The organism is Psychromonas marina, from assembly GCF_030161115.1.
In the GTDB taxonomy this organism is placed as follows: Bacteria; Pseudomonadota; Gammaproteobacteria; order Enterobacterales; family Psychromonadaceae; genus Psychromonas; species Psychromonas marina.
On the sequence record NZ_BSPQ01000001.1, the window covers coordinates 216,796 to 236,647 of the forward strand.

At 40.0% G+C, this 19,852-nt stretch carries 18 protein-coding genes; 11 read left to right on the forward strand and 7 right to left on the reverse strand.

What is annotated here, in order from left to right; all coding sequences use genetic code 11:
- Positions 1–55 precede the first annotated feature (55 nt).
- Both nhaD and uvrB read right to left on the reverse strand, forming a co-directional pair.
- Positions 56–1,504, reverse strand: coding sequence for a sodium:proton antiporter NhaD (gene nhaD / locus QQK09_RS01070; RefSeq protein ID WP_284202252.1), 1,449 nt, complete (start codon positions 1,502–1,504; stop codon positions 56–58).
- A gap of 141 nt (positions 1,505–1,645) precedes the next feature.
- Complete coding sequence (gene uvrB, locus QQK09_RS01075; protein WP_284202253.1) at positions 1,646–3,658, reverse strand: excinuclease ABC subunit UvrB; 2,013 nt, start codon at positions 3,656–3,658, stop codon at positions 1,646–1,648.
- An 800-nt stretch (positions 3,659–4,458) separates the two neighbouring features.
- Here uvrB and QQK09_RS01080 point away from each other — a divergent pair.
- Together QQK09_RS01080 and QQK09_RS01085 are read left to right on the forward strand one after the other, a co-directional pair.
- Positions 4,459–5,049 (forward strand): YajG family lipoprotein, encoded by a 591-nt coding sequence (locus QQK09_RS01080; protein ID WP_284202254.1) that lies wholly within the window; start codon positions 4,459–4,461, stop codon positions 5,047–5,049.
- A 23-nt stretch (positions 5,050–5,072) separates the two neighbouring features.
- The gene (locus QQK09_RS01085; protein WP_284202255.1) at positions 5,073–5,618 is read left to right on the forward strand and encodes a peptidylprolyl isomerase; all 546 of its coding nucleotides are present in this window, start codon (positions 5,073–5,075) and stop codon (positions 5,616–5,618) included.
- A 152-nt stretch (positions 5,619–5,770) separates the two neighbouring features.
- Here the strand turns inward: QQK09_RS01085 and rluB are convergent, their stop codons facing one another.
- The 3 genes from rluB to rnm all read right to left on the reverse strand — a co-directional run bounded on the left by rluB (position 5,771) and on the right by rnm (position 8,263).
- On the reverse strand, positions 5,771–6,679 hold the full coding sequence (rluB, locus tag QQK09_RS01090) for a 23S rRNA pseudouridine(2605) synthase RluB (RefSeq protein ID WP_284202256.1): 909 nt from the start codon (positions 6,677–6,679) through the stop codon (positions 5,771–5,773).
- Between the two features lie 80 nt (positions 6,680–6,759).
- Entirely contained in the window at positions 6,760–7,380 is a 621-nt protein-coding gene (locus QQK09_RS01095; protein WP_284202257.1) for an L-threonylcarbamoyladenylate synthase, read from the reverse strand.
- A 1-nt stretch (position 7,381) separates the two neighbouring features.
- Positions 7,382–8,263 (reverse strand): RNase RNM, encoded by an 882-nt coding sequence (gene rnm / locus QQK09_RS01100; RefSeq protein WP_284202258.1) that lies wholly within the window; start codon positions 8,261–8,263, stop codon positions 7,382–7,384.
- Positions 8,264–8,639: 376 nt separating this feature from the next.
- Here rnm and QQK09_RS01105 point away from each other — a divergent pair, with 376 nt between their 5' ends.
- The 9 genes from QQK09_RS01105 (at position 8,640) to QQK09_RS01145 (ending at position 17,263) form a co-directional block, all read left to right on the forward strand.
- Positions 8,640–10,241, forward strand: coding sequence for an anthranilate synthase component 1 (locus QQK09_RS01105; protein WP_284202259.1), 1,602 nt, complete (start codon positions 8,640–8,642; stop codon positions 10,239–10,241).
- 1 nt (position 10,242) lies between these two features.
- Positions 10,243–10,875, forward strand: coding sequence for an aminodeoxychorismate/anthranilate synthase component II (locus QQK09_RS01110; RefSeq protein ID WP_284202260.1), 633 nt, complete (start codon positions 10,243–10,245; stop codon positions 10,873–10,875).
- Positions 10,876–11,880, forward strand: a complete 1,005-nt coding sequence (gene trpD, locus QQK09_RS01115) for an anthranilate phosphoribosyltransferase (protein WP_284202261.1) — start codon at positions 10,876–10,878, stop codon at positions 11,878–11,880.
- Positions 11,874–13,283 carry a bifunctional indole-3-glycerol-phosphate synthase TrpC/phosphoribosylanthranilate isomerase TrpF gene (gene trpCF / locus QQK09_RS01120; RefSeq protein WP_284202262.1) on the forward strand — a complete coding sequence of 470 codons (1,410 nt, stop codon included), beginning with the start codon at positions 11,874–11,876 and terminating at the stop codon, positions 13,281–13,283. Before trpD ends, trpCF begins: the two co-directional genes overlap by 7 nt.
- Positions 13,284–13,417: 134 nt before the next feature.
- Positions 13,418–14,605, forward strand: coding sequence for a tryptophan synthase subunit beta (gene trpB, locus QQK09_RS01125; protein ID WP_284202263.1), 1,188 nt, complete (start codon positions 13,418–13,420; stop codon positions 14,603–14,605).
- Complete coding sequence (trpA, locus tag QQK09_RS01130; RefSeq protein ID WP_284202264.1) at positions 14,605–15,417, forward strand: tryptophan synthase subunit alpha; 813 nt, start codon at positions 14,605–14,607, stop codon at positions 15,415–15,417. Before trpB ends, trpA begins: the two co-directional genes overlap by 1 nt.
- A gap of 294 nt (positions 15,418–15,711) precedes the next feature.
- Complete coding sequence (locus QQK09_RS01135) at positions 15,712–16,239, forward strand: DUF4136 domain-containing protein (RefSeq protein WP_284202265.1); 528 nt, start codon at positions 15,712–15,714, stop codon at positions 16,237–16,239.
- A gap of 149 nt (positions 16,240–16,388) precedes the next feature.
- On the forward strand, positions 16,389–16,952 hold the full coding sequence (locus QQK09_RS01140; RefSeq protein WP_284202266.1) for a septation protein A: 564 nt from the start codon (positions 16,389–16,391) through the stop codon (positions 16,950–16,952).
- An 11-nt stretch (positions 16,953–16,963) separates the two neighbouring features.
- The gene (locus QQK09_RS01145) at positions 16,964–17,263 is read left to right on the forward strand and encodes a YciI family protein (protein ID WP_284202267.1); all 300 of its coding nucleotides are present in this window, start codon (positions 16,964–16,966) and stop codon (positions 17,261–17,263) included.
- A gap of 204 nt (positions 17,264–17,467) precedes the next feature.
- On the opposite strand, the gene QQK09_RS01150 is transcribed toward QQK09_RS01145, so the two are convergent.
- Both QQK09_RS01150 and QQK09_RS01155 read right to left on the reverse strand, forming a co-directional pair.
- Positions 17,468–18,121, reverse strand: coding sequence for a hypothetical protein (locus QQK09_RS01150; RefSeq protein WP_284202268.1), 654 nt, complete (start codon positions 18,119–18,121; stop codon positions 17,468–17,470).
- Between the two features lie 11 nt (positions 18,122–18,132).
- Positions 18,133–19,824 (reverse strand): phosphate ABC transporter substrate-binding/OmpA family protein, encoded by a 1,692-nt coding sequence (locus QQK09_RS01155; RefSeq protein WP_284202269.1) that lies wholly within the window; start codon positions 19,822–19,824, stop codon positions 18,133–18,135.
- Positions 19,825–19,852: the final 28 nt, after the last annotated feature.

A 19,852-nucleotide genomic window follows, 5' to 3' on the forward strand; every position in this document is an offset into this window, starting at 1 on the left:
TTACCGTCAGCTAAGAACTTACTGAAGGCTGACAGCTGAAAGCTTGTTTTAACTGCTATGTAAAAAGTTCCGCATTCAGCCATAAATGCATCATTATGCTGGTGATATAACCAAGCGCAATCACAGGCATCCATTTCAAATGAGCACCAAAGGTGTAGATGCCACGGGCTTGCCCCATTAATGCAACGCCAGCTGCAGAACCGATCGATAATAATGAGCCTCCAACACCTGCGGTTAATGTGACTAATAACCACTGCCCAACAGACATTTCTGGATTCATACTTAATACCGCAAACATTACTGGAATATTATCTACAATCGCAGACAATACGCCCACTGCAATATTGGCATAGGTGGTATCCCATTGCAGATACATCACTTCCGAGACTAAATTAAGATAACCAATAAATCCTAATCCACCGACACACAATACCACCCCATAAAAAAACAGTAGCGTGTCCCATTCTGATTTTGCAACACGATTAAATACATCAAAAGGAACGACACTACCTAATGAGAGTAAGCGCGCTTCATCATGTTTCTGTTTAGCTAACGCTCTTTTTCTCGCCAAAGAGCTAGGCAGTGTACGACGTAAAAAATAGCCAAAGAATTGTAATAGTCCTAATCCGGTCATCATGCCCAGCACGGGTGGCATATGTAAGAAAGAGTGCGACATCACCGCCAAACTAATGGTCACTAAAAATAACCCTAGAATTCGAAACGCACCGCGCTTTATCTCAACCGCTTCAATCGTTGCTTCAGGGTGCCCATCGCTCACAAAGAAACTCATTATTAACGCCGGAATTAACGCATTAACAACGGAAGGGAGGAATAACACAAAAAATTGCGTAAATTTGATGTCACCACTTTGCCAAACCATTAACGTAGTGATATCACCAAAGGGACTAAATGCCCCACCCGCATTAGCACAAACAACGATATTGATACAGGATAACGAGACAAACCGATGGTTGTCTTGACCCACTTTCATCACCACCGCACACATCAATAACGCAGTGGTTAAGTTATCTGCAATAGGCGATATAAAAAATGCTAAGCAACCCGTTAACCAAAATATTGCTTTCAGTGATAAGCCTTTATTGACCATCCAAGCGCGTAACGCATCAAACAGACGACGCTCCTCCATCGCATTGATGTAAGTCATTGCGACTAAAAGGAACAGTAGTAATTCTGCATACTCTAATAAATTATGGCGAAAGGTTTGCTCGGCAAGTTCAGACATACCATGTTGTACATAAACCCAAGCAATAACCGCCCAGATAATGCCTGCCGCAACCAGTACAGGTTTAGATTTTCGTAGATGCAGATACTCTTCTGCCATCACTAGCATATAAGCGACAAAGAATATTAATAATGAAAAATAACCAACAAAAGAGTCGGTTAAATCTAAGGGAGTCGTGCTGGTAGTAGCAATCGCCGTTGTTGAAAAGCAGCTTAATATGATAAAAAGGATCAACGTAGCAAAGGAACAAAGCTTAAACATAACACTCTCTCAAATAACGATTCATTTGAGAGAGTGTAGTCTAGCGCTTCTGTTCAATTAGTTACTAAAATCACATTTGTTAAAACAAAAACGTATATGTTCTTATTACTTGAACATGCCCTATCATGAGGCTCGATTTACTCAACCAATACTTAATAGTTGTTCATGTAATTTAGCCACCTCATCACGTAACCCTGCCGCTTTTTCAAACTCTAGCTCTTTTGCAAAAGCGAACATCTGCTTTTCAAGTTTCGCTATCTGTTTCAAAATATCTTGCTCACTATGCACTTCATAGTTGGCTTTATACTCAGCGACTTTAGCTTGCTTAGCATTACCTTTTTTGAGATTACGCTGTCCTAACTGCATCACATCACTGACTTGCTTATTCAACCCTTGCGGGGTAATACCATTATCAATATTAAATTGATGCTGCAGTGCACGACGATCTTCGGTCACTTTGATCGCTTTTTGCATTGAACCCGTCACCCTATCAGCATATAAAATAGCACGACCTTTTAAATTACGCGCAGCGCGTCCCATGGTTTGAATGAGTGAACGCTCAGAACGTAAGAAGCCCTCTTTATCGGCATCTAATATCGCCACTAAGGATACCTCAGGGATGTCTAATCCTTCACGCAGTAGATTGATGCCAATTAACACATCAAACACGCCTAAACGCAGGTCTCGAATTATTTCAACACGCTCAACGGTATCAACATCAGAATGAAGGTAGCGCACTTTAATACCATGCTCATTTAAATAATCGGTAAGATCTTCCGCCATACGTTTAGTAAGCGTTGTAACTAATACACGTTCTTTTAGTGGTACGCGTAGATTGATCTCTGAAAGAAGATCATCAACCTGGGTGCCAACGGGACGCACCTCAATTTCAGGGTCTAATAAACCGGTAGGACGGATCACCTGACGCACAATATCGCCCTGTGACTTTTCGATTTCATAATCGCTTGGTGTCGCTGATACATAGATCGTTTGCGGCGCGATCTTTTCAAACTCTTCAAACATCATCGGACGATTATCTAATGCAGAAGGCAGTCGGAATCCATAATTAACTAGATTCTCTTTACGGCTACGGTCACCTTTATACATTGCACCTATTTGCGGCACGGTGACATGGCTCTCATCGATAATTAATAAGCCATCTTTAGGCAGATAATCAAACAAGGTTGGTGGCGCAGCCCCTTGCTCACGTCCAGAAAGATAACGGGAGTAGTTTTCAATGCCCGAGCAATACCCTAGCTCATTCATCATCTCAATATCGTATAACGTACGTTGAGAGATACGCTGCTCTTCAATCAGCTTATTTTGTGCTAGAAACTCTTTTTTACGTTCATTGAGTTCCTCTTTTATGCCATCAATGGCTTTTAAGATCTGCTCTCTTGGCGTTACGTAGTGGGTTTTAGGGTAAACAGTCACACGCGGAAGATTATCTAAGGTTTGCCCCGTCAGAGGATCAAACACAGTGATCTTTTCGACTTCATCATCAAAAAGCTCAATACGCAGTGCATCACTTTCTGAATCAGCAGGGAAGATATCAATCACCTCTCCACGTACTCTAAACGTACCGCGGCTAAGCTCAGTCTCATTGCGGTTATATTGCAGATCAACTAAACGCTGAAGAATATCGCGGCTAGAAATAAACTCCCCCACCGTTAAATGCAGCATCATTTTCAGATAAGCAGTCGGATCCCCTAAACCATAAATAGCGGAAACCGATGCAACTAACACCACATCTTTACGCTCTAGTAGTGCTTTAGTCGCCGACAAACGCATCTGTTCGATATGCGCGTTCACTGCGGCATCTTTCTCTATAAAAGAGTCAGAGCTCGGTACATAGGCTTCTGGTTGGTAATAATCATAATAGGAGACAAAATATTCAACGGCATTATTAGGAAAAAATTCTTTCATCTCACCGTATAGTTGCGCAGCTAATGTTTTATTAGGCGCCAAAATAAGCGTAGGACGGTTTAGCGTCGCAATGGTATTTGCCAAGGTGAATGTTTTACCTGAGCCAGTCACACCTAATAACGTCTGAAAAGCCAGACCAGATTCAATGCCGTCCACTAGCTGATTAATTGCCTCAGGTTGATCTCCGGCAGGAGAAAAGGGAGATGATAATTGAAATAACTTTTCCATAGCAGCCTCAAAAATAACAAAAGTGAATTTATAATGCAGTGCAATTACAACTTTAGAGTGAATAATTAAATGAACAGGTCATTTTCATACATTAACAACTCATTAACAGGGTCAATATAACGCTTTATTTTTTAATCTGAACATTAATGCAACAACTAACATACGGAGATCTTACACTTTTTTAAAAATTAATTACGCTTTAAATGCGTTCACAAAACAAACAATAAAAACCAACAAATAAGAATGATTGTCAATCCCTATTTTAAAATAAAAATAAAAATAATTCACAGAAACTTATTGACATAGTTCATCTAGAATAAACGCAAAAAAACATCAACCAAAAACTAACAGCTAGCAGTTGACATATATAACGTACTGTTTAATAAGTATAATTTATAATGTGTATTTTTAAAGCAATGTAAAGAGAAGTAAGCAACCATCAGGCTTTCAGGTACTTTTCACAGAAAACCCCACAGAGTTATCCACAGAAAAAGTGGATAACCATGGCTAACCTAGATAGCATCAGCCCTGCAGCAAAGTAAGATTAATTAGTAAAAGATCTTTTACCGTAAATGAATAGCTAGGTTTGATCATGTTTTGTACAAAAATAGATAACAGCCATAAACGAGCTGTATTACTCTGTCATAAACAATAGATAAGAAAAAGACATAAATACAATGGATTTATAAGCCATTTTGAAAAAGTTAATCTTTGTTGCGTCTAAAAATAACCCGTTTAATAAACTTATTCTATAAATTTGTTATGCTATTCATTTAGCAACCCTTATTAGGAAGATCATAATGAAAAACATCTCTTTAACATTACCCTCATTACTTTTATCAATACTGTTTTTATCCGCCTGCTCAACCACACCAAGTAGTTTACAATTAACGCCGAAATTAGATGAAAATATTAGTGTGACTAAAATAAAAAGTGACAAAAAATGGTCGTTAACTAGCCAAGATCTTCGTACTGAACGCTACTTAATCGCAATCAGTTCTGGTGATGACGTTGCAACACTCATTAATGAATCCACCAGCACGCGTACATTGATTGAGCAGACATTAAAGACACATTGGTTAAAGCAAGGCCATCAAATCAGCAATAAAGGTGTTAACGGCTACCAAATAGATATCCAGTTACTAAAATTACTTGCAGAAGTTGAACAAAACACCATGAATCACGAGACTGATATTAATCTAGTTATCAAAGTTCAGCTTAAATCTGAAACAACGACCTTCAGCAAAACCTTCCGCTCTCACTATGAAGAAAAAGCACCTTTTAGTGCTAGCGTTACCGATTTAGCACAACAATTAAATAAGCAGTTATCACAATTACTAGATCAAATAGTTCAAGATCCTGAAGTTAACGATAAACTAGCGCAACTTTAATTTTCTTATATTAGGAACATACCATGAAAACCATTTTATCTCTTTTTATACTGTTACTCAGCCATAGCGCTTATTCAGCAGAAAACCCAAGCGTAGTAATGGATACTTCAAAAGGGCAAATTACCATTGAACTTTTTCCCAACGAAGCACCAGAAACAGTGGCAAACTTTTTAGCTTATATAGAAAAAGATGGCTATAAAAACACAACCTTTCATCGTGTCATCAAAGGTTTTATGATTCAAGGTGGTGGTTTCTCTGCTGAAACTGGCGCAAAAGTATCAACATTACCCGCTATTAAAAATGAATCGCGTAATGGCCTAAGCAATAAACGCGGCACGATCTCAATGGCACGAACGGGTAATCCACACTCAGCTTCTCGTCAATTCTTTATTAATCATAAAGATAATGCATTTTTAGATGCACAGGGCAATAAATGGGGTTATGCAGTATTTGGGAAAGTAACCATGGGTATGGATACGGTTGATAGCATCGCTAACGTTAAAACGGGCAGTGCTGATAAACCACGCCAAAATGTCGTTATTAACAGTGTTAAAGTGGTAGGTAATTAGCGGTCACTTTTCAGCGATCAGTTAACACAAAAAAGCCTCATTTTCTGCACTAGAAAATGAGGCTTTTAATTTTTACTCGCATCAACGAAGAACTAAAGATTGGCTCTTTAGTGATAGCAGACAGTTAATAACTGACAACTTTCTTTTCTAGATCAGTCACGCGTACGTTTACGTGCTGTTGTTGCTGTACGACGACGTGCTGTTGATGTAGTCGCTTTACGATATTCACTATGCTTTTTCACGGCGCGACGAATACGTGCTTGCGTATTTTTCTCTTTTTTCTCATCAACGCGTACTTTGCTTTCTGTCTCTTTTGGCATATCTACTAATTTACGGAAGTGATTCACCTCTTTCAGACCAAGCTCAACCCAACCACCTTGCGGTAACTGCTTATCAAGATGCAATTGACCGTAACGCACACGCATTAGGCGGCTTACTTGTACACCTTGGCTTTCCCATAAACGACGTACTTCACGCGTACGACCTTCTGTTAATACAACATGGTACCAACGGTTGATACCTTCACCGCCCGCTTCTTTGCCTGATTCTTTGATCGATAGGAACTTAGCTTCACCATCGTCAAGTTTAACACCCATACGTAAACGGTTTAGCATCGCATCATCCACTTCACCAAAGATACGTACTGCGTATTCACGCTCAACTTCACGGCTTGGATGCATCATACGGTTAGCGAATTCACCATCCGTCGTAAACAATAACAGACCAGAGGTATTGATATCTAAACGACCGATAGAGATCCAACGACTGCCATTTAAACGAGGTAGACGTTCAAAAACCGTATTACGGCCAGCTTCATCGCTACGTGTACAAACTTCACCTTCCGGTTTGTTGTACGCAAGTACACGACAAACTGTGCTCTCTTCAGTCACATACTTTACGGTATGACCATCCATACGTAGAATTTGGTTTGGCGTAACACGCTCACCAAGTCCGACTACTTTACCATCGACACTAACGCGTCCTTCTGCAATCACAGTTTCCATCTTACGACGTGATCCCATGCCTGAACGTGCTAATACTTTTTGTAATTTTTCACTCATAATAATTTCCTTTGGGTAATTCTCATTAGGCCAATAAGCTATTAGCTGACAGCTATTAGCTGACAGCTATCGGCTTAATACTATTGGAACGGGGTTAAATCGCCCGCCCCTTCTCTTAAGATGATCACTTCATCATCAGAGAAATCAACAACGGTTGTTGGTGCTTCACCTAAATAACCGCCATTTAATATCAGATCAACTTGGTTCTCTAGTTGATCTCGAATCTCTTCTGGGTCGAACTCTGCGCTAGTATTTCCAGGTAAAATTAAGCTTGTCGTCATTAACGGCTCACCTAACTCTTCAAGTAATGCTAATGCAATCGCATTATCTGGAATACGAATACCGATAGTGCGTTTTGTTGGGTTCATTAAACGCTTTGGTAACTCTTTGGTCGATTTAAAGATAAACGTATAAGCACCTGGTGTATTACTTTTCAAAGCGCGATAGGCTTGATTATCAACACGAGCAAAGTTAGCAATCTCAGATAAATCGCGACACACTAACGTAAAGTTGTGCTTTTTATCTAAAGATCGAATTTGGCAAATACGTTCAAGCGCACGTTTATTATCCATTAAACAGCCTAGTGCATAACCAGAATCTGTTGGGTAAATAATGACACCACCATCTTTAATGATCTCCACCGCTTGTTTCATCAAGCGAACTTGTGGAGTTTCTGGGTGTACATAAAAAAATTGACTCATACTATTCTTTCTCTTCTGATTTTTTTAGTTGCTCAATGGCTAACTGTTCAATAATAGCCCAATCGTGCCACAGAGGTTTAGCTATCTCTGGCAGATGTAGTGCTTTTCCTAAATCACGCCAGCGTCCCACAAAGTGAAAGTCACTGCCCTGCGAAGCAAGTAGATCATACTCTTTACTCCACATCGCTAACTGTAGGCGTACCTGTGGAGACTGCTGTCCCATTGCGACTTCCATTGCATCGCCACCTGCTTCTTTAAACTCGGTGAACAAACGACGCATCCATTTATTGGACAGTTTATAATGATTTGGATGTGCTAAAACAGCTTGTCCGCCCGCTTCATGTATCGCTTCAATGGCTTGCTCTAAATCTACCCAATTATGGGGTACATAGCCGGTATTGCCACGGCTTAAATACTTATCAAATACTTTTTGGAAAGTGGGCGCAACACCAGTCTCAACTAAATAACGAGCAAAATGTGCACGTGTAATGGCACCTTTGCCTGCTAATGCTTTTGCGCCTTCATAAACACCTTCAATGTTTGCTTTTGCTAGACGGTTACCCATCTCAATCGCGCGCGTCTCACGTTTCTCTTTTTGTAACTCAATTAATGCTAATAGATGTGCATTATTAGGATCAATATTAACGCCTACCACATGAATCTCATGATTAAGCCAATTAGTGGTCACTTCAATGCCATTAATTAGGGTGAGCTTAAAATCTTTTTCTTTAATAAGATCATGTGCTTCCTGCAACCCATCAACACTATCGTGATCGGTAATGGCTAATACATTTACCTGACGATTTTCTGCACGATTAACTAACTCACTGGGTGTTAATTGACCATCTGAAGCCGTTGTATGTGAGTGGAGATCAATTAACATAATTTAATTACCTGAAATGTCATCTAGCTTAAAAATCACCTTGACATTGATGTGTTTATCGCAAAAAATGGGAGTCATAATTTATGGGATGCATGATATATGATTTTTAATACAATTACTCTTACTGATTCTTGGTGGCACTCATTCTCTTAAGCGAGCAATGAGGTTTTTGTATAGTTCTTGAAAAAAGATTCCCAAAACCAAATTTTAAAGCTCGCAAATTGCGGGCTTTTTTTGTATTTGGGATTTGAAAAAAATAGATTGGAATAAAAATGACAAAAATTAAAATCATCTTTAAACAGTGTTGGCGATGGCAAAGATAGCCACAAAAAATATTAAAAAATTTGCCAAGCTTACAAAGAAAAGGATTATAAAGATGAATACACAACACCCCATTGGTGTTTTAAAAACACTACAAACAGATTGCCAATATATTCAAGACTCATTAGGTCTCTTTAAAAAGATGAGTGCCAACAGTGCAAACCATATGTTGTTTGACTCTGCGGAAATAGATTCTAAGGCACACCTTAAAAGTTTAATACTGGTGGATGCCTGCTTAAAAATCACCTGTAACGGATTGACCGTCACCCTAGACGCGTTAACTGATAATGGTAAAGATTTACTTACCTTCATTACTCCTAAGTTTTCAATCGAATTTATCAAGCAACAATCACCGAGTAAATTAGTCCTTCAATTTCCAGAGTCAGACCATAGTGGTGATGAAGAGAGTCGTTTAAAATCAGCATCCCCTGTCGATGCATTACGTTTCTTCGTAGATCGTATTAAAAAAGATAGCGACCATCCGCAGGCACTCTTTTTAGGTGGTATCTTTGCCTACGACTTTATCGCAAGTTTTGAGCAGATTGGTGATGTGCCTGACAGTGAAAACTGTTGTCCTGATTTCCTTTTTTATGTAGCAGAAACATTGATGATCCATGATCATCAAACGCAGAAAAGTGAAATTGTAGGTTCAGTTTTTGGTGGTTTATACAGTGATGAGAACCATGTGCGTATCTCAACGCGTCTTGCTGAAATTCAAAACCTTTGTCGTAACTTCACGCCGCTTGCAAACAAACTTATTCCTTTACAGGGAAAAATTGATGTTGATGTTAGCGACAGTGAATATTGCGCAATCGTAAACCAATTGAAAGAGAACATTGTTAAAGGTGACATTTTCCAAGTGGTACCGTCACGTAGTTTCTCTCTGCATTGCCCTAACCCATTAGCGGCTTATTCAAAACTAAAAGAAACCAATCCTAGCCCGTATATGTTTTACCTTAAGGACAGTGACTTTATTCTGTTTGGCGCATCACCAGAAAGTGCGTTGAAATATACCCAACAAACTAATGAAGTTGAGATTTACCCAATTGCAGGAACACGTTCTCGTGGTTTTAATAAAGATGGCAGTATTAATAAAGATTTAGATAGCCGCCTTGAGCTAGAGCTTCGCTTAGACAAGAAAGAGACTTCTGAGCATTTGATGCTAGTTGATTTAGCTCGTAACGATGTTGCACGTATCAGTGAACCCGGTTCTCGTCATGTCGCAGACCTGTTACAGGTAGATCGTTACAGCCACGTAATGCACCTCGTATCACGTGTCGTTGGCCAACTTCGTGAAGACTTAGACGCACTGCATGCTTACCAAGCGTGTATGAACATGGGCACCTTAGTCGGCGCACCAAAAATCCGTGCATCACAATTAGTACGTGACGTTGAGAAAAAACGCCGTGGTAGTTACGGCGGTGCTGTTGGTTATATCAATGGTGAAGGCGATATGGATACTTGTATTGTTATTCGTAGTGCCTTTGTTAAAGATGATGTTGCCCATGCCCAAGCTGGCGCAGGTGTTGTATTTGACTCAGTTCCACAACTTGAAGCCAATGAAACACGTCAAAAAGCGGCCGCAGTGTTAAACGCTATCGCACTGGCGCACGGTACAACATTAGCCGATGTCCAACAAACGGTTCAAGGAGAATAATATGAGCACGATTAATAACACCAAAAAAACAACCCTATTTTTCTTGGATAACTTTGATTCATTTACCTATAACCTTGTAGATCAATTTAAATCGTTAGGTTACCCAGTAAAAATTTACCGTAATAGCCAAAGTGCCGCACAGGTTAAACAGCATATTGATGACTGTGAAAACAGTTCACCTGAAAGTAAGGCGGTATTAATATTATCGCCAGGCCCTGGAACGCCTAGCGCAGCGGGTTGCTTGATCGAGCTAATTAGTCTTTGTCGCGGTGAAATACCGATGATTGGTATCTGTTTAGGGCATCAAGCCTTAATCGAGCAATATGGCGGTACCGTTGGCGGCGCTGAAGAGATCATGCATGGTAAATCATCATTAATCAGCCATTGTGGCGACCGTATGTTTAGTGGTTTAAACCAACCGCTTTCTGTTGCTCGTTACCACTCATTAGTCGGCACAACAGTACCTGACTCATTAGAAGTGGTAGCTGACTTTAATGGCATGTGCATGGCTGTTTATAATGAACAAGATAGAGTGGTTGGTTTCCAATTTCACCCTGAATCTATTCTTACCTGTGAAGGTGCAAATCTTCTTGAAAACAGTTTAAATTTTGTCACTAATTTGGAAGCAAAGTAGATGGATATTTTAGAACAGTTATACCAAGGAAACGCATTAAGCGTTGAACAGAGCCAAGCGTTTTTTGAACAAGTCGTAAAAGGTGAAGTCGACCCAATTGTTTTATCTTCAGCATTAACCGCATTAAAGATGAAAGGCGAAACGATCGATGAAATAACCGGTGCGGCTAATGCCCTACTTGCACAAGCAAAAGCATTTCCTCGTCCTGATTACCCTTTTACCGATATTGTGGGCACCGGCGGTGATGGACTGGGTACCATTAACATCTCAACAGCAAGCGCAATAGTAGCGGCGAGCTGTGGTTTAAAAGTGTGTAAACATGGTAGTCGTAGTGTTTCCAGTAAATCAGGTTCATCGGACTTATTAGCCGCATTTGGTCTGAATTTAGATATGTCTCCTGAAACAGCACGCAAGTGTTTAGACGAGCTTAACCTGTGCTTTATTTTCGCGCCTGCATATCATGCAGGTATGCGCTTTGCAGCACCCGTTCGCGCGGCACTAAAAACACGTTCAATTTTTAATGTATTAGGTCCACTGGTTAATCCGGCACGTCCTGACTTTGAATTGATGGGCGTGTATGCCCCAGAATTACTTAAACCCATCGCACAAGTACATCAGCAATTAGGCATGAAACGTGTAATGGTGGTATTTGGCAGTGGACTTGATGAAGTTGCATTGCATGGTGAAACACAGGTTGCAGAGCTGGTTGATGGTGAAATCAAAGAGTACACCTTAACACCGAGCGACTTTGGCGTAGCAAGCTACCCTGTTGAGTCACTGTTTGGCGGCACACCAGAACAGAACAAAGAAATAATCGAACAGATCTTACAAGGCAAAGGCAGCGACGCACAACAAGCAGCGGTTGCAGTAAATACCTCAGCATTGTTAGTGTTAAATGGTTTTGCAGATGACTTTAAAAGCGGCGCAAGCATGGCATTAGATGCGATGAACAGCGGTAAACCATTACAATTAGTGAAAAAATTAGCGGAGATGAGCCAGTGCTAAACGATACAAGTTTACAAGATACCATTCTAGGAAAAATTGTTGATGATAAAATTGAGTGGGTTAAAAATCGTAAACAACAACAACCTCTGATCAGTTTTAAAGATCAGCTCGTTGATAGCGACCGCCACTTTTATCAAGCACTAGACCAAGAGAATAGTGTCTTTATTTTAGAGTGTAAGAAAGCATCCCCTTCAAAGGGCTTGATTCGTCCAGAGTTTGATTTAGACCTGATTGCGAATGCCTATAAACACCATGCCAGTGCAATCTCAGTCTTATCCGATGAAAAATATTTTCAAGGTAGTTTTGATTACATCACCAAAGTACGCGATATCGTTACACAACCGGTTATCTGTAAAGACTTCATCGTAGATACTTACCAAATCTATCTTGCACGCCTGCATAAAGCCGATGCTATTTTACTGATGTTATCAGTGCTGGATGACGATGCTTACCAAGCCTTACGCGATACAGCACATAGCTTAAACATGGGCGTACTGACAGAGATTAGTAACGAAGAGGAACGCATACGCGCGATTGCCCTAGATGCAAAAGTGATTGGTATTAATAACCGTAACTTACGTGATATGAGCATCGACCTTAATCGCACTAAACTGTTAGCAAAAAATATCCCAGCTGACCGCATTGTGATCAGTGAATCAGGTATTTACGACCACAGCCAAGTGGTTGAATTAAGCCAACATGCCAATGGTTTCTTAGTAGGAGGATCAATCATGAGTCAAGATGATGTCGACGCAGCTTGTCGTAAACTGATCCTAGGCGAAAATAAAGTGTGTGGTTTAACCCATTCTCACCAAGCAGCTAACGTTTATAAAGCGGGCGCTATATACGGTGGTCTTATTTTTGTTGATGAGTCGCCACGTTTTGTTGAAATGGAACTTGCTCGTTCAATCATGAAAGGTGCACCACTTCAATATGTCGGTGTTTTCCAAAATGAAGACCCTGAATTAATCGCTTATACGGTTAAACAGCTTGGACTTGCCGTTGTTCAACTGCACGGTGATGAAACGCCAAAAGAGATAAAAACATTGCGTGGGATGTTACCAAAAACATGCCAGATTTGGAAAGCACATGGTGTCAGTGATTCACTGCCTGAATTTGAAAAATATAATGTAGACAAGCATATTCTTGATACACGTATTGGCAAGCAAACTGGCGGAACAGGCAAAGTATTTGATTGGTCATTGCTTGCTAATAGCAGTATCGAAAAAAATAAGATCATACTCGCTGGCGGATTAACGCCAGAAAATGCACGAGAAGCAGCACTTATCGGTGTGTCAGGTTTAGATTTTAATTCTGGTCTTGAAAGTGCGCCGGGTAAAAAAGATCCAGAATTGATCATTAACGCATTTTCAGAAATCAAAAAGTACATGCTACGCGACTAAATTTATATAAAACGTTTTATAAGTGGTCTATCCCTAAGAACCATTCGTAAGACATTAATATAATTAAAATACTCAAGCGTCAGCAGAAAGGGAGTAGCAATACTCCCCTATGAAAATTTAAGAGGTTACAAACAATGGAAAAGTTAAATCCCTATTTTGGTCAATTTGGTGGTATGTATGTACCACAAATTTTAGTGCCAGCATTGAAGCAATTAGAAGCAGAATTTGTAAAAGCGCAAACCTGCCCAGATTTTATCGCAGAGTTCTCTGAATTATTGACTGAATACGCAGGTCGCCCAACGCCACTAACATTGTGCCGTAACTTAACTAAAGGTAAAAAGACCAAACTTTACCTTAAACGTGAAGATTTACTGCACGGTGGCGCGCACAAAACCAATCAAGTATTAGGCCAAGCCCTACTTGCAAAACGCATGGGCAAAAAGAAAATAATTGCTGAAACAGGTGCTGGTCAGCACGGTGTTGCAACGGCAATTGCTTGTGCATTATTAGGCCTAGAGTGCAAAGTTTACATGGGCGCTGTTGATATGGAACGCCAAAAGCCAAACGTATTCCGTATGCGCTTAATGGGCGCCGAAGTGATTGGCGTGCATTCTGGCGCATCAACATTAAAAGATGCGTGTAATGAAGCATTACGCGATTGGGCTGGTAGCTACGAAGAGACACATTACCTGTTAGGCACAGCAGCAGGTCCTCACCCGTTTCCGATTATCGTGCGTGAATTCCAAAAAATGATTGGCGAAGAAGCGAAACAGCAGTGCCTTAAAAAAGAGGGTGTATTACCCAATAAGGTAATCGCTTGTGTAGGTGGCGGTTCAAACGCAATTGGTATGTTTAACGACTTTATCGAAGATGAGTCGGTTGAACTGATTGGTGTCGAGCCTGGTGGTCATGGTGTAGAAACAGGTAAGCATGGCTGCCCTATCTCATATGGTTCAAAAGGTATCTTCTTTGGTATGCATTCACTGATGATGCAAGATAAACATGGACAAGTGCAGGAATCATATTCGATCTCTGCGGGACTTGATTTTCCATCTGTTGGTCCACAGCATGCACATTTAGCTGAGACTGGTCGTGCACAATATGTGAATGCCACCGATGATGAAGCACTACTTGCCTTTAAGGCATTAGCACAGCAAGAAGGTATTATTCCTGCTCTTGAGTCTGCACATGCCCTTGCTCATGCGCTTAAAATTATCGAAACAGATGATAAAGATCAGATAATTATTGTTAACTTATCAGGCCGTGGCGATAAAGATATCTTCACCGTGGCAGAGATTTTTGAAGAAAGAGGAATGATGTAATGACTACTAAACGTTATCAAACCCTATTTAATCGTCTTAACACTGAAAATCAGGGTGCATTTGTTCCTTTTGTAACGATTGGCGATCCAAACCGTGATTTATCTATCAAGATCATCGACACCTTGGTGACTGCAGGTGCGGACGCACTGGAATTAGGTGTCCCATTTTCAGATCCGGTTGCCGATGGTGTGGTTATCCAAGATGCATCGACACGTGCACTTGATGCAGGTGCGACGCCAGATGGTTGTTTAGATATAATAAAAGAGGTACGTAAACTGCACCCAACGGTGCCAATTGGCCTGCTTTTATACGTAAACCTAGTTTACCGAAATGGTATCGAAAATTTTTATGAACGTTGCGCAGAAGCGGGTGTAGATTCTATTTTGATAGCCGATGTGCCATTAGAAGAGAGCGCGCCATACCGTGCAGCTGCCGATAAATTTGGTCTACAACAAATCTTTATCGCACCGCCTAATGGTGATGTTGAAACACTGCAAAAAGTGGCAGAATATAGCCAAGGTTATACCTACCTGTTAAGTCGCGCAGGTGTGACTGGTGCAGATGCAAAAGCGGGGATGCCCATTGAGCATATGTTAGAAACGTTAACCAAACATAACGCACCACCATCGCTACTTGGTTTTGGTATTTCTAAACCAGCACAAGTAAAAGAGGCGATAAAATCTGGTGCTGCAGGTGCAATATCAGGCTCTGCTGTGGTTAAAGTGATTGAAGCAAACCTAGATGATCCTGATAAGTTATTACAACAGATGGATAAGTTCATCGCTAAAATGAAAGCCGCGACCTATCTTTAAAGATCAATTTATAGGTTAGCTTAATAACATGTGTTTCTTGATCATCGGTTGCTTAGGCAGCGTTCAAGAAACACATTTAGCAGCGTCATAAAAACTAACTTAACTAATTTACTAACATAACTCCTCTTCCCTATTCTACCCAGCTCAATTCCAATAAATTATTTACGTATCAGCAACAATTTATATCGCTGATAAATGTAATGAATGCTATCTTTTAATCTGTTTTTATTCGAAGAAACCACCTATTCAATTAATAAATTAAGGCTACTTACCTAGCTTTTAATGGAGTGTTTTATGATGCGTTTACTCTTTATTACCCTATTTGCTTTATCTGTCAGTGCTTGTGCCATAAAACCAGCAACAGATTACCGTAGCAGCCAAAATTTTTCTCAATACACCACGTTTGCTTTTGCAGCATTACCCGAAGGTGTCGTTGATAGTCTCGATAATTCACGCATAAGAGAAGCCGTTGCAGCGCAACTTGAAAAAAAAGGAATGAGTCAAATTGACCTTAAAGACGCCGATTTACAAGTTTTGTTTCGCATAGAAGATGAAAGTGAAATAGAAGCATTTGGTACTTCAGCCCATTTTGGATTTTCTCGCGGCAAAGGCGGCGTCGCGATGAGTACACCAGTACAATATTATGAAAATAAATACGGTAAATTAGTGTTAGAGCTAGCCGATGCGAAAACACAATCCATCATCTGGAAGTCAACGTCCCAAAGAAGATTACGAGAAACAACAAAGGTAGAAAAACGCACCCAATTTATTAATGATGAAATTGTAATGATGCTTGCGGAATATCCACCTGAAAGCAAGTAAATGAGGTGGCTTTAAGGTGGGCGGCATTGCTCACATTTAATCATTTATTTGTACAACAAGAGCATGTTACAAGCAGTTCATTGACAGATAATATGCTAATGTAAATGCTTGTTCACGCCATATAGCATAATGCTACAAAAGAGAAATACATGAAACAGTTAGTAGAATTTATCCCCTTAGTCATCTTTTTTATCGTTTATAAAATGGTTGATATTTATGCTGCAACTGCTGCATTGATGGTAGCAATGACCATCACCTTTATTTATAGCTATTTTAAGAATGGTAAAAAAGCGGAAAAAATGCAGATTATCACTCTCGCGATGATCTTAATCTTTGGTACTTTAACGCTCGTTTTACATGATGATGTATTTATAAAATGGAAAGTGACACTGGTATACGCTGTTTTTTCTATCGCGCTGTTAGTGACACAGTTTATCTTTAAGAAACCCGCTATCAAACAGATGTTGGGTAAAGAGCTCGAATTGCCTGATAATATTTGGAACAACCTTAATCTTGCTTGGGCACTCTTTTTTGCATCGTTAGGAGCGATTAATGTTTATGTGGCTTTTACTATGTCGCAGGAGGTTTGGGTAAACTTTAAAGTATTTGGTTTGCTTGCAGTGACACTGCTTTTTACCATTTTGAGTGGCCTTTACCTTTACAAGCACCTACCTCAAGATAGCCAGAAAAATTCAGTTAATGACAAAAAATAAAAGGAATAGAGATGTTATACGTAATTTTTTCACAGGATGTACAGAACAGCTTAGCACTGCGTATTCAATCACGCCCAGCGCACCTTGCTCGTTTGCAGGAATTGAATGATCAGGGGCGACTATTCGTTGCCGGCCCTAATCCAGCAATTGATAATGAAAACCCTGGTGATGCCGGATTTACAGGATCAACGGTGATTGCAGAATTTGATTCATTAATTGATGCACAAGCTTGGGCAGATGCAGATCCCTATGTTGAAGCAGGCGTCTATGCATCAGTGATCGTTAAACCCTTCAAAAAAGTATTACCTTAACAAAGTCCACCATGACAATAAGCCAGTGGCAACCTTGGCTTATTGTTTTGAACTGCCTACCTAAGTTGAAAAAAAGGGGAAAAAACATAACCAGGACTCCCCCTTTATGCCCTATTAACAATACGCCTAGCAATAGCCTAATTTTTCATTGTGAACGGTTTTATAGGCAACAATGACCTTGGTCTTATATTAAGCAGAAACACGCTATTGCAGCTCACAGAGGCTCTTAAAAGTAGGATTTAAGTGTGCGACCAACTTTTGTGCCTGTAATTGCTGTAATGGTGATAGTTCGCTGTATAACAGCAAACTAGTCTCTGTGGTTAACGTTTCATGCACAACAAACAACTCCCCTGCTTGTAAGTAATAAAAGCAATTAAGGTACTTTCTATCACTCCCACAATATTTATCTAATGGCTGTACTCTATTGAATTGACGATGATTAAATTGCACCGCAGACTCTGCTTTATCAATATGCGTCATATTGGCTGATAATAAATGGGCTGGATACTCTCTTTGCTGCTGCGCTGATTGTGCGTGTTGGATTTGTTGTTTAAACAGTGTTGCCTCGACAATAGGCAAACTCACAAAAAGATCAGCTAATCGCTCTTTGGATAAAAGTAGTGCTTTTTGTTGTGCTTTTTCAGCAAGGTAAAAACGAGTTAACGGTAAACATTGTTTACTAACAAAATACTCAGTGCCCACGTTGTTTTTTTCTAATACAGCCCTTAATTGCTCTGCGGGTGGCATCAATATCGGTAAGGCGCTATTTAAATTTTGATTAACTTGTTGCTGTTCTAGTAAATTAAAGTGAGTAAATAAGTCGATTAAAGCCGTTCTATTTTTTAGTAAATAACTCATCATATTCTCCTCTAAAACACCCAGACCTCTACTCGACGATTTTTACTTCGTCCTATTGAACTTTTATTTGAAGCGATAGGTAACTGCGCACCAAAACCTTCAACGGCGGTAACATTTAGACCATAGCGATTAAGCGTTTTTTCTAACTTTTTAGCACGCACTAATGATAAAGAGGTCTTCATTTTGGGATCACCTAGCGAGTCAGAGAAGCCCATTAACACAACTCTTTTTCCTCGATGCTTGGTAAGGTAGTCAACAAGTCGTTGAATGTCTCGCTTGCCTTTATTATCAAGTTCATTTTTACCACTTGTAAAACGGAAGTTTACCGATAAACGGCTCGCAATCTGAGCATAATCATTATAATTTTGCGGTGCATTTTTTATAACGGAAGCATCTTCTAACTTAATGTTTTGAGAGACTAACCCGACTTTCTCAACAATACGCTGGCCTTCATCTGAAATAACAAATCGACTGAACTGTTGCGCCATCTGATTACCACTACTCGGGGTATACATATATAAACGACGTGACAGTAAATAATCTTCGGTACTCACGCTAAAACGCGTTGGATAGATAACCATACTTTCAGGTGTTTCTGAAATGGCTAATGCCTTATTATTATTGACATAAGGTAAACCAATAAAGCCGATAGCAGCAATATCCTGTGAAACGTTATTAGACAGTTCACTGCTTGATTCGAAGCGTAAACTCTGCTCGCTAAGCTGCTTATTATGAACGTTTAAAAGTAAGTTATTGAAGGTGTCCCATGTGCCTGAGTTTTTATCCCGCGCATAAAGGTTAATTGCTAGATTTTGACCTCCAAGTTGCTGCCAGTTATCAATTTCTCCTGAGAAGACTTGGGCAAGTTGTTCACTGGTAATATCAGCGATTGGATTATTTTTATTAACAATAACCGCAACACCATCGAGGCCGACAATATACTCTTGACCCGATCTTGATAAATCGCCCTTAGTGGCCCTCAGCGCTTCTATTTCTGATACTTTTATCTGTCGTGAAGACATCGCCGAATCTGCAGAGCCATTAAGTAGACTTTGAAAACCAGTACTCGAACCATGTGCGTATAACTGAATTGCATGTACTTTGCCATGCTGAATATATTGCAACTCACGTTCAACAGCGACATCCCCCTGTAACCATTGCATTTGAGTCACAGAAAGCGATCTAAGGTAGGCTTCCAATAATGCGGGGGCTAACTCTTCTCCGACGGTATTTGAACCATGTAAACGGAGCTTTACAGTACGCTGCATGCTAGGTAGGGTCAGAGGCTTCATAATAGTAGCACTTTGCTCACTAAAGGGCTGGGTTGCTTTAGCATTAACTGCACTAATATTAAGATAACCATTTTGCCAACTCACAAAAAATGCAATGAGTGCAATTAAAATGAATGAAATAAGCAGGACGACTAAGGATGATTTTTTTTCGGTTGTTTTTAACTTAGATGTTATTTCAATGTTTCTCGTGGTGCTTTGAATATAAACAGGGGTGTGTTTTAAAACGGTGACTAAGTCATTTAATATGTCACTACCTACCCCCTCAAGCTCGCTTAATACCGTTAAACAATAGTGCTTATCCGAGAACATCTTATGCACTGAAATTTCAATGTCGAGTTCAGATTTAGCACAGTTTTTGAGTAACAATAATTGTTTTTTAAATTTAGGGTTTATCGTTTTTTCTGCTCGCATCCGCTTTCCACACCCATGATTTCATCAC